Here is a 6,350-nt window from a genome sequence, read left to right as displayed (position 1 = left end):
CGCGCCCCCCTCCCGCCGTACCGGCTCGGTGAACTCGCGCTCGACGACGTCGCCGCCACCGTGGACACCCTGGTGGCGGTGTGCCGGCCGATCTACACGGGACCGGCCGACACCGTCGACGTGAACGTCGACCTCGGGGACGGCCGGCGCCTGACCGGGACGGTCGGCGGGGTCCACGGCGCCGTCGTCGCCCGCAGCACCTTCTCCCGGCTGGCGCCGAAACACCGCCTCACCGCCTGGGTGCACCTGCTCGCCGTCGCCGCGTCGGACCGGCCGGGGCAGTGGCAGGCCGTCACCACCGGCCGGGGGCGGTTCCGCAGCACCCCGGCCTGGCGGTCCACGATCAACGCCCCGGCCGACCCCGTGGAGCAACTCGCCCGCCTCGTGGACCTGCGCGACCGCGGGTTGCACGAGCCGCTGCCGACCGCCACCGCCGCCGCCGCGGAGTACGCCGAGCGCCGCCACCGCGGCGACTCCGTCGAGATGGGACTCGACGCCGCCGCCCAGGAGTTCGGATCCACCTACGGCGAACGCACCGACCGTCACCTCACCTACCTGTACGGCCCCGACGTGACGCTGCGGGACCTGACCTCCGTCGCCGCCCGCGACGACGAGCAGACGTGGCACGGCGAGCCCACCCGATTCGGCGCCCTCGCGCGCCGCCTGTGGGAGCCGTTGCTGTCCAACGAGATCCAGGGGCGGCCGTGACCCGAACCGTGTCCGAGTTCGACCTGCTGGGGACGCTCCCCACGGGCACCACCGTGCTCGAGGCCAGCGCGGGAACCGGCAAGACCTACGCCCTCGTCGGCCTGGCCACCCGGTTCGTCGCCGAGGGCACAGCGGAGTTGTCGGAGCTGCTGCTGGTGACGTTCAGCCGCGCCGCGACGCAGGAGCTGCGCGAACGCACCCGGGACCGGTTCGCCGCCGCCGCGCGGGCGCTGGCCGATCCGGACGCCGCCCGCCGCCATCCCGACGAGCTGATCCGGCACCTCGCCGACGGCGACGTGGCCACGCACCGGCGCCGGCTGCTGCGGGCGCTGTCCGACTTCGATGCCGCCACCATCGCCACCACGCACGGGTTCTGCCAGCGCATGCTCGACGAACTCGGCACCGCCGGGGAATGCGACTCCGCCGCGGTGCTCGTCGAGGACGTCGACGACCTGACCGCCGAGGTCGTCGCGGACCTGTACCTGCGTCGGTACGGCCGCGCGGATGCGGCACCGATCTCACACGCGGAGGCGGCGGAGGCCGCGCGTGCCGCGATCTTCGACCCGCAGGCCACGCTCGCCCCCGAGGGCGCGGACGGCACGCCCGCGGGTGAACGCGTCGAGTTCGCCCGGGCCGTGCGGGCCGAGGTCGACCGCCGCAAACGCCTCGCGGGTCTGCGGGACTACGACGACCAGCTCTCGCTGCTGCACGCGGTGCTGACCGATCCCGGGCACGGCGAGGCCGCGTGCCGCCGCATCGGCTCCCGATTCCGGGTCGTGCTCGTCGACGAGTTCCAGGACACGGACCCGCTGCAGTGGGAGATCCTGCGCAGCGCGTTCCACCGGCGCACGACCCTCGTCCTCGTCGGCGACCCGAAACAGGCCATCTACGCGTTCCGCGGCGCCGAGGTGCTCAGCTATCTCGGCGCGATGGAGTTCGCCGACGAGCACCAGGAACTCGTCCGCAACTGGCGCAGCGACGGGAACCTGCTCGCGGCCCTCGACCACCTGTACGGCGGTGCGGCCCTGGGGGATCCGCGAATCGTGGCGCATCGGGTCGAGGCCGCGCAGCCGCCGTCCCGGATCGCCGGGGCGGTGCCGCTGCGGCTGCGGCACCTGCCGCGTGCCGGGGCCGGTCCGTGCGGGGCCTCCGGTTTCCCGAAGGCACCGGCGTTGCAGGCCCGGGTGGCACGCGACGTCGCGGCGGACATCGCGGCACTGCTCGGCGGCGAGGTCACCGTCGACCTCGGCGCCGGCCGGCGACCCGTCGAACCCGGCGACGTCGCGGTTCTGGTCCGGACCAACGCGCAGGTCGCCCTCGTGCACGGAGCCCTCACCCGCGCCGGGATCCCGGCCGTGCTCGCGGGCGGAACCAGCGTCTTCGCGACCCCCGCCGCGCGGGAATGGCTGCGGGTGCTGCAGGCACTCGAGCAGCCGCACCGCCCCGACCGGGTGCGTCTGGCCGCCCTGACCTCCCTGATGGGGCACACCGCCGGGGACGTCGACACCCGCGGCGACGAGCTCGTGGCCGCGGTCGGCACCCTGCTGCGCGAGCTGGACCTCGTGTTCGAGCGGTCCGGCTTCGCCGCGCTCTTCGAGCGCCTCGCCGCGTCCTGCGCCCTCGAGCCGCGACTGCTGGGCTGGCCGGGCGGCGAACGGGAACTGACCGATCTGCGCCACCTCGCGCAACTGCTCGACGAGACCGCGGCGGCCGGCGCGCTCGGTGTCACGGCGCTGACCCGCTGGCTGACCGAACGGATCGCCGAGGCGGGCACGGCCCGCGCCGACCGCAGCCGCCGGCTCGACAGCGACGCCGCCGCGGTGCAGGTGCTGACCGTCCACGCCAGCAAGGGCCTCGAATTCCCCGTGGTCTACGTGCCGTTCGCGTGGGAGTCGGGCGTGCGGTCGAAACCGGACCGGCTCCTGCTCCACGACGACTCCGGACGCCGGATCCTCGACGTCGGCGGCGAGGGCAGCCCCGGATACGGGGAACGTCGCCGGCGCCACGACGACGAGGTTGCCGGTGAGGAACTGCGGCTGCTGTACGTCGCGCTGACCCGCGCCCGCTGTCACCTGGTGCTGTGGTGGGCTCCCGGATACAGCACCCCCGGCGCCCCGCTGCACCGTCTGTTGTTCGGCCGGGCACCCGGCACGTCCGACGTCGCCCCCAAGGCCCGCGTGCCCGAGGATCCGATCGTGGCGCAGCAGCTCGCCGCGTGGGCCGACCGAGCCGCCGGCTCGGTGTCCGTCGAGGCCGTCGGCTCGGCGCCGATCCCCACCGTGACGTGGGTGCGCCCGCGTGAGGCCGTCGTGGACCTCGAGGCGGCGCGTTTCGACCGCGAGCTCGACGACGCCTGGCGGCGCACCTCGTACACCGCCCTCACCGCCGCCGCCCACGACGAACCCCACCAGGTGCGGGCGGAGACCGAGCAGCCGGTGAACATCGACGAACCGGAGGAGCCGCCGCTGCTGCCGGCCGACGCGGGCGAGGGCATCGAGTCCCCGATGAACGCCCTGCCCGGTGGGGCGGTGTTCGGCACCCTCGTGCACGCGGTGCTCGAGGTCGTCGACACCGCCGCCGCCGACCTCGGCGCGGAACTGCTGCGCTGTTGCCGCGACACCGTCGCCGAACAGTTCTCCGACGTCGACCCCGAGGAGCTGGCGACGGCACTGCTGCCGGTCCTGCGGACCCCGCTCGGTGGGGACGCGGGCACACTCGCCGACATCGCCCCGGCCGACCGCCTCGCCGAACTCGACTTCGAGCTGCCCCTCGCCGGCGGGGACGATCCAGTCGCCACCACCGTCACCCTCGACGGTGTCGCCCGGTTGCTGCGTGCGCACCTGCCCGCCGACGACCCGTTCGCCTCGTACGCCGATCTCGTCGGCACCCTCGAGCCCACCCCGCTGCGCGGCTATCTCACCGGCAGCATCGATTCGGTGCTGCGGATCCGCGGCACCGAGCCGCGGTTCGTGATCGTCGACTACAAGACGAACCGCCTCGGGCCGGAGGAGCTCACCACCGCCCACTACACCCGGGACCGGATGGCGCAGGAGATGCTGCGCGCCCACTATCCGATGCAGGCGCTGCTGTACGCCGCCGCCCTGCACCGGTACCTGCGGTGGCGGCTGCCCGGCTACGACCCGGCGGTGCATCTCGGCGGCGTGCAGTACCTGTTCGTGCGCGGCATGGTCGGTCCGGAGACCCCGGCGGGCTGCGGTGTGTTCGACTGGACGCCGCCGCCCGCCCTCGTCGCCGCACTGTCCGATCTGTTGGCAGGCAAGGAGATTCCGTGACCAACGCCCAGGTGGCCCAGCGCGGCAAGGGTGCCCTGCGGGTCTTCAACGAGGCCGGGGTGCTCGCGGCCGCCGACGTGCACGTCGCGCTGCGGCTCGCCCAGCTGGCGGGGGAGACCGCCGAGGAGGTGCACCTCGCCACTGCGCTGGCCGTGCGCGCCGTGCGCGCCGGTTCGGTGTGCCTGGACCTGACCCGGCTGCGCGAGATCACCGTCGACGAGTCCGCCGAGGTGGATCTCGCGGCGCTGCCGTGGCCGGAGGACGACGCCGTCGTCGCCGGCTTGCGGCGCAGCCCGCTCGTCGTCGGCGGCGACCGCGGCCCGCTGCGTCCGCTGCGCCTGGTCGAGACCGCCGACGGTCCGCTGCTGTACCTCGACCGCTACTTCCGTCAGGAGGAGGCGGTCCGGCGGATCCTCGACGCCCGCGGGCTCGGTCATCCCGTCGTCGACGAGCCGGCGCTCGAGCGGGGACTGCGCGAGTTGTTCCGCGACCAGCACGACCCCGGTCGTCCGTCCGCCGCACCGGACCGGCAGCGCATCGCCGCGGCGCTGGCCGCCACGGGGTGGACCACGGTGATCGCGGGCGGGCCGGGCACCGGCAAGACCCACACCGTCGCCCGGATACTCGCGCTGCTGACCGCGCTGCACGGTCCCGCCCTGCGGATCGGACTGGCCGCGCCCACCGGCAAGGCCGCGGCCCGGCTGCAGGAATCCGTCCGCGAGCAGGCCGGGCCGCTGGGCCTGCGCGCCGACCTGACCGCGATGACCCTGCACCGCATGCTCGGCTGGCAGCGCGGCCGCACCCGGTACCGCTACCACGCCGGCAACCACCTGCCCTACGACGTCGTGGTCGTCGACGAGACGTCGATGGTGTCGCTGACCATGATGTGCCGGCTGCTCGAGGCCGTCCGCTCCGGCACCCGGCTGATCCTGGTGGGCGACCCGGACCAGCTGACGTCGGTCGACGCCGGCGCCGTCCTGGCCGACCTCGTCGCCCGTCCCGTGACCGCGGCGGGAAACCCCGTCCTCGGGCGCGTCGTCGCAGCCGACCTCGATGCCGGCGACGACCCCGCCGAGGCGTCGCTCTCCGCGGGTGAGCGGAACCGGTTGCGCGGCGGCGTGATCCGGCTCAGCCGCGGCCGGCGGTTCGGCGGCGACATCGCGCACCTCGCCGTCGCCGTGCGGGAGGGCGACGCCGACGCGGTGATGCGGATCCTCGACGGTGGTGGCCCCGAGGTGTCCTTCCACGCGCCGGACGACCTCGAGGCCCTGCGGCGCGACGTCGTCTCCACCGCCGCGACCGTCACCGCCGCCGCCGTCGCGGGCGACGACGTGACCGCGCTCGAGAAGTTCGAGACGCACCGCCTGCTGTGCGCGCACCGGGAGGGGCCGTACGGGGTGCAGTGGTGGGCGCGGCGGGCGATGGAGTGGATCGCCGCCGACACCGGCCGGCGGCTCGACACCGAGCGCTGGTACCCGGGGCAGCCGCTGCTCGTCACCGCCAACGACCACGAGACCCGCATCTACAACGGCGACACCGGCGTCGTGGTCGTCGATGCGGACGGCGAACCCGTCGCGGCGTTCGCGCGCGGCAAGGAGCCGTTCCGGCTCCACCCCAGTCGGCTGTCGGCCGTGCAGACGGTGTACGCCATGACGATCCACCGCAGCCAGGGCAGCCAGTACGGCACGGTCTCGGTGATCCTGCCCCCACCCGAATCCTCGCTGCTGACCCGCGAATTGCTGTACACCGCGATCACCCGGGCGCGCGGTCACGTGCGCCTGATCGGCACCGAGGAGGCGGTCCGCGCCGGGGTCGGGCGGCGGGTGTTGCGAGCCAGCGGACTGCGCCGGCAGCCGCGCGCCTGACTCCCGCGCGGGTGGCCGAATGTCACATCGGTTCGATCGGATCGAAGCGATGTGACATCGGGCCGACCGGCGCGCGGTGCTCGACGAGGTGCCGGACGACGTGCCCGGCGTCCGCGCCGGCCCCGCCGACGAGCATCGAGCGGAACGACGACTGGAAGCACAGGCCGGTGAAGTACAGGCCGGGAATGGTGGTCACCACCCCGTGCTCCTCGAGCGGCCAGCCGTCCGGGCCGAGCACCGGCAGCTCGATCCAGTCGTAGGCCTGACGGAAGCCGGTGCACCACAACACGTTCGTCACGTCGAGGACGCGACCGCCGGCGAGGACCGGGCGGCCGTCGACGACCCCGGTGACCCGTTCGGTGATCCGTTCGACGCCGAGCGCGGCGAGGTCCTCCCGCTTGACCCGCAACAGCGGTGCGCCGTGGCGGCGTTCGAGTTCACGTACCTTCCGGCCGAGCGGGGTGCGTACGGAGAGCACGTGGCC

At 74.4% G+C, this 6,350-nt stretch carries 2 protein-coding genes and 2 pseudogenes; 3 read left to right on the top strand and 1 reads right to left on the bottom strand.

Annotated features, from left to right (window positions below):
- The 3 genes and pseudogenes from OEY_RS0103400 to recD all read left to right on the top strand — a co-directional run.
- A pseudogene (locus OEY_RS0103400) lies at positions 1-708 on the top strand (exodeoxyribonuclease V subunit gamma); the annotation flags it as partial.
- Complete coding sequence (locus OEY_RS0103395) at positions 705-4,001, top strand: UvrD-helicase domain-containing protein (RefSeq protein WP_010592541.1); 3,297 nt, start codon at positions 705-707, stop codon at positions 3,999-4,001. The pseudogene OEY_RS0103400 and the gene OEY_RS0103395, both read left to right, overlap by 4 nt.
- The gene (gene recD, locus OEY_RS0103390; RefSeq protein ID WP_010592540.1) at positions 3,998-5,866 is read left to right on the top strand and encodes an exodeoxyribonuclease V subunit alpha; all 1,869 of its coding nucleotides are present in this window, start codon (positions 3,998-4,000) and stop codon (positions 5,864-5,866) included. The genes OEY_RS0103395 and recD overlap by 4 nt, the downstream gene beginning before the upstream one ends.
- 22 nt (positions 5,867-5,888) lie before the next feature.
- On the opposite strand, the pseudogene OEY_RS0103385 reads toward recD, so the two are convergent.
- A pseudogene (locus tag OEY_RS0103385) lies at positions 5,889-6,350 on the bottom strand (flavin-containing monooxygenase); the annotation flags it as partial.

Source organism: Rhodococcus sp. P14, from assembly GCF_000256505.1.
Classification (GTDB): domain Bacteria; phylum Actinomycetota; class Actinomycetes; order Mycobacteriales; family Mycobacteriaceae; genus Rhodococcus; species Rhodococcus ruber.
This window is presented reverse-complemented; position numbering and strand designations above follow the sequence as displayed.